Here is a 4,271-nt window from a genome sequence, read left to right on the forward strand (position 1 = left end):
GTGCGGCCATGCACTTTCTGGACAGAAATCCGCCGGATCTGGGCGAAATCCGGGAAGCGCTCGCCAGTATCGTCGACGATGCCGACAGAGCCGGAGATATCATCGACCGTATCCGTGATCACATCAAGAAAGCGCCTCCTCGAAAGTCTCGTTTCGATCTGAACGAGGCGATCGACGAAGTGATCGGATTGGCGCGAAGCGCAGTCACCGCGAATGGAGTCTCGGTCCGAACCCGCCTCGCGGAGGCGCTGTCTCCCGTCGAAGGGGATCGTGTTCAACTGCAGCAAGTCGCGCTGAACCTGATCCTGAACGCGGTCGAAGCCATGAGCACAGTCGAGGCGGGGCCACGGGAGCTATTGATCAGCACCGAGCAAACCCAGACCGGTGACGTTCTCGTGTGCGTGCGCGATTCAGGGCCGGGCATTGATCGGGACCATCTCGATCGCGTTTTCCAGGCTTTCTACACCACGAAGTCGAGCGGAGTGGGGATGGGACTGTCGATCTGCCGGTCGATCATCGATGCCCACGGGGGCCGGCTGTGGGCAGACACGAATGCATCACCCGGGGCCGTATTTCGGTTCTCCTTGCCCGGCGAAGGCAAGGAACTCACGAATTCCCGTCGCTCGGCTCACCCGCCAGGAGAACGGCACCGAGTCTAGTGAAAAAGCTGTCACTCATGCTGCCTCCTCGTCGGGCGTGCGGTCGGTGTAGGGGGCGAAGCCTCGAAACTGGATGCCGGTGTGCAGCAGCTCTGCCCACTCGCCCTGGGTGTCGCGATAGATGATGCGGCGCTCGCCGTAGCGGCCAAGGCATTCCAGCACCACGTTCTCGGCGTCGTTGTTGACGCTCATGGAGCCCGGGCGGCAGTTGTCGGTGATGAACACGAAACCGGTCATGACGGCCATTTCGCTGTAGCTGGAGCGCGTCATCGGAATCCCCGGTTGCGCTTCGGGAAGGGCCTCGACTGCATCTTCTGCGACGAGATCTTCCGCTTGATCTTTTTCTGCCCGGTCTTGCCTTCCAGGCGCTTCGTTTTTTGCTATCTCGGGCTGATCCTGCTTCGCGGTCTTGACCGCATGGGTCGGGTTGTTGAGAGCCTGCACGTGCTCCAGCGAGCAGCTGGGTGGAATGGTGTCCGACGTTGCTGGATCCCACCGGCGGCGCTGGAGAGCCGGTATGTGATCAAAGGCCAGGCCTTCGAGCGGGAGCAGCCGGGTCTTGCCGTCCGGCTCCTTGCCGCCCTGCCTGACGACAATCTCAAGCTTCTCCTTGATCGTCAGGGCGCGCGGCCGCCACTTCACTGGCGGCCCGAGCACCTGGGCACCGTGGTCGGGAAGGATTGCGATCCGGCCGGCCATGTCAGTCTGCGCTCGGCGGGTTGAGCGCAGCCAGCCGCCGCGCTTTGATCCGGTCAGCCAACTGGCGGCTGCTGTCGTCGTTCTGGAACCGCGCCGCCACGTCGAACTCGGTCCAGACCTCTTCCACGGCCACCGCGGATCGTGCGCCGGCGAGCGCAAGCTGGAAGTCCTCGAAGAACTTACCGAAATTGAATGCTTTGCCCTCGCCGTAGTCGGAGGCCTCTTCCTGTTCCTCCTCCTCGGCAGCTTCGGCGCCGTCGTGCTCGCCATGAGAGGGCCATTCATCGCGAAGATCCCGGACGACAGCCTCAGAACTGGCGTCCGGTGCATCCGGGCTCGGCGGCTTCGGCGGCGATGGCGGTGTGAGCTTGGCAACGGTCACCGGCTCGTCACTGTGCTCGATCACTTCACCGGCAATCTCGCGCGCCTCGAACTCGTCGCGGATACCGCCAAGGACGTCGCCGAAAAGCTCACGAAGGCAGAAGCCGGCCGCTCGCCACTGCTTCATCCGCTTCGGATGACGAAACCAGGATGCGTCGTTGGGGACATCGCCCCATTCCTGCTTGCCGTTCTTCCACACCTTGCCGCGCCGCGTGGGGCGCTCGTCCCAAAGCCCAGCCTGCTTGGCGTCGGCGATCGAGTATGCCTCGACCTTCATCTCTCCTGTGTCTGCACGCACAGCCTTGCACCAGCCGATGGTGCGCTCGTCGACGGTGTTCATCTGAGCGACCACGTCCTTGGACAGGCCGAGATTGAGGAGCGCTTCCTTCGACGCGTCACGGAGATAGCCCAGCTCGAGCGATTTCGCTCTGCCCGACTTGCGGACGACATTGATCAGGCCGTCGCCATAAAGGGCGGGCTTGCCGCCGATGACGGTGAAGGACCGCAGCGCCACCATGGGCGGCAGGCCAAGCTCCGCGCCCGACATGACGACGATCGCGACCGCGCTCGTGCCCTTCTTGCCCCAACGGTTCCAGGCGTCGTTGTCCGCGCCTTCGCCCGGTTCTCTGCCGACAAGAGCCTGTGGCGCCAAGCCGGCCTCAACTATCATTGTCGAGAGTCTCCAGGTCTCCTCGATAGTGGTCGGAATGATGGCCCTCACGGATGCGCCAGCGATCAGCGTAGGCAGGTTGGGACGGTCGTTCATTTCCAATCCTCGGGGTTGAAGCGGTTGGCGCGCCATGCGTGGCGCATCGCATCGTGTTCGATGCAGACCTCGTTCCAGGCGTACCAGCAGGCCGCGCGCCCCTCACGCAGCAGCGTGGAGATGAAGGCGTAGAGAACCACCGGCAGCCAGAGAATGATGATGGTGAGACGAACCGGGCTCATGGCTATTGGTCCACGTCGTCGAAGATCGACCGGTTGCCGTTCTCGTCGAGCAGCGTGCCGTCGGGCGACCACTTTTGGACCCCGTTCGGATGCTTGGCGGCGCGCTGCTCGTCGGTGCGCACGTCGATGCGGAGGATGGCGACCTTTGCCAGTTCGGACTCGGTCTTGACCTCGGCGACCGTGACTGAGATTTCTCGGCCGCGCATGGGCACCATGACGCGCTGGCCGGGTGCGACGTCGAACGCGCCAGCAAAGAAATCATAAGTCTTGTCGCTCTCGCCGAATTTCACGGCGACGATCTTGTTAGGCTGCACGTTTGTCCTCCTTGCGCTCCATGCCGGCTGGCAGGGTGGCGTCTTTGTTGCGAGCGATGCGCGCGGCGACCTTTTCGACCGCCTGACGAACCTCGGGATCGTCTTTCACGGCCAGGACCAGCGCGTCGTAGTCGGTGATGTTCGCGATCCAGTAGGTATGGAGGGACACCTTCGCACCGGTCCGACCGGCAAAGACCGGACGGGCCTGCGCCTCGCGCTCCGCGTCGGCGGCTTGTTGAGCCAGCCGCTTGGCCTCGTTCTCGGCTTCGAGACGTTCGGCCTCCTGCCGGCTTTCCTGTTCGAATGAAGCTGCGAGGCCGGGGGCCGGGTCGGCTTCGCGCCGGGCCTTCTCTTCCTCGGCCGCGCGCGCGGCATCGGCCACCTTTCGCGCCGCCGCTTCGGCCTCACGCCGGATGCGATCCGCATCCTCGCGCGCCTTGCGCTGGCGTTCCTGCTCCAGCCGATCCAGCTCCTGCAGCCACGCCTCTCCGTGCTTTTTCAGCTTCTTGGCGAGAGCGCTGGAATCGGTGCGCAGATCGCGCCACTTCTCGTCGATAGCGTTGCCGCCCTCGATCCATGGACGCTTTTCGACGTTGAACTGCTCGGTCGCCTTGTTGGCGATCACTGCCAGCTTCTTCGTCCAAACGCCGGCTTGGTCTGCCTGCTCCTGGGTGCTGATCGCCTTTTTCAGGAAGGTCTCGACCGTTTCCTTCTCGGCCGCCAGTTCGATGGTCAGATCCTGGTGCAGGTCGCCGGTCTTGGCCGGAAGGTTGTGTTCCTTCGCCACCGACGCCGGCTCATCCGGCCACGCGCCGCCTGCCAGGACCRAGTGATAGAGCGCTTCCGTGATCGGGTTGCGGCAGGCATAGTTCCAGACCTTGTCGGCCTCGGCTTCCTCGCCGTTCTGCAGGCAGATCGTGTTGCCTGCCGCATCCTTCCAGATGGCGACGGGAACCAGCGGCGCGTCCTTGAACGGGCGGTTCCTGAAAAATCCTGACTCCGGGGTATCGACGGAAGGGCCGAGCAGGAGCAGCTGTTCGCGCGTCAGCTCGCGATACTCGCCACCGGTCAGCTTCAAAGCCTGCCGCCACCAATCGTAATTCTTCGACATCTGAGAGCTCTCTTTCCGTCTCACGTGAAACCATTTTGGCAACACTATGGGCGCGACCAAGCGGTCGCTGTGTGCAGTGCTGCCTATGTTGGGAGAACCCGGCCGAGCTGGCGCTGGAGGTGTGGGATCAGGTTTCCACCAGCCCGGCCGGGAACACGC

The 4,271-nt window shown here is 63.6% G+C and carries 6 protein-coding genes; 1 reads left to right on the forward strand and 5 read right to left on the reverse strand.

What is annotated here, in order from left to right:
* Positions 1–659 (forward strand): sensor histidine kinase (locus tag ACXJ7R_RS25985; RefSeq protein ID WP_457154328.1); only part of this gene is annotated, 659 nt, incomplete at its 5' end.
* 15 nt (positions 660–674) lie between these two features.
* Here ACXJ7R_RS25985 and ACXJ7R_RS25990 read toward each other — a convergent pair.
* From ACXJ7R_RS25990 to ACXJ7R_RS26010, 5 genes are read right to left on the reverse strand one after another with little or no spacing between them, the layout of a single operon-like run.
* Positions 675–1,358 (reverse strand): hypothetical protein, encoded by a 684-nt coding sequence (locus tag ACXJ7R_RS25990; protein WP_457154329.1) that lies wholly within the window; start codon positions 1,356–1,358, stop codon positions 675–677.
* Position 1,359: 1 nt separating this feature from the next.
* The gene (locus tag ACXJ7R_RS25995) at positions 1,360–2,505 is read right to left on the reverse strand and encodes a hypothetical protein (RefSeq protein ID WP_457154330.1); all 1,146 of its coding nucleotides are present in this window, start codon (positions 2,503–2,505) and stop codon (positions 1,360–1,362) included.
* Positions 2,502–2,687 (reverse strand): hypothetical protein, encoded by a 186-nt coding sequence (locus ACXJ7R_RS26000; RefSeq protein ID WP_457154331.1) that lies wholly within the window; start codon positions 2,685–2,687, stop codon positions 2,502–2,504. Before ACXJ7R_RS26000 ends, ACXJ7R_RS25995 begins: the two co-directional genes overlap by 4 nt.
* A 2-nt stretch (positions 2,688–2,689) precedes the next feature.
* On the reverse strand, positions 2,690–3,001 hold the full coding sequence (locus ACXJ7R_RS26005) for a primosomal protein N' family DNA-binding protein (RefSeq protein ID WP_457154332.1): 312 nt from the start codon (positions 2,999–3,001) through the stop codon (positions 2,690–2,692).
* Positions 2,991–4,079, reverse strand: coding sequence for a hypothetical protein (locus ACXJ7R_RS26010; protein WP_457154333.1), 1,089 nt, complete (start codon positions 4,077–4,079; stop codon positions 2,991–2,993). Before ACXJ7R_RS26010 ends, ACXJ7R_RS26005 begins: the two co-directional genes overlap by 11 nt.
* Positions 4,080–4,271: the final 192 nt, after the last annotated feature.

Source organism: Mesorhizobium sp. P5_C1 (assembly GCF_054049815.1).

What these genes read in the sequence shown, in the direction of transcription:
- ACXJ7R_RS25990 (WP_457154329.1), bottom strand. Translation starts at nt 1,358, where the DNA reads ATGGCCGGCCGGATCGCAATCCTTCCCGACCACGGTGCCCAGGTGCTC.
- ACXJ7R_RS25995 (WP_457154330.1), bottom strand. Translation starts at nt 2,505, where the DNA reads ATGAACGACCGTCCCAACCTGCCTACGCTGATCGCTGGCGCATCCGTG.
- ACXJ7R_RS26000 (WP_457154331.1), bottom strand. Translation starts at nt 2,687, where the DNA reads ATGAGCCCGGTTCGTCTCACCATCATCATTCTCTGGCTGCCGGTGGTT.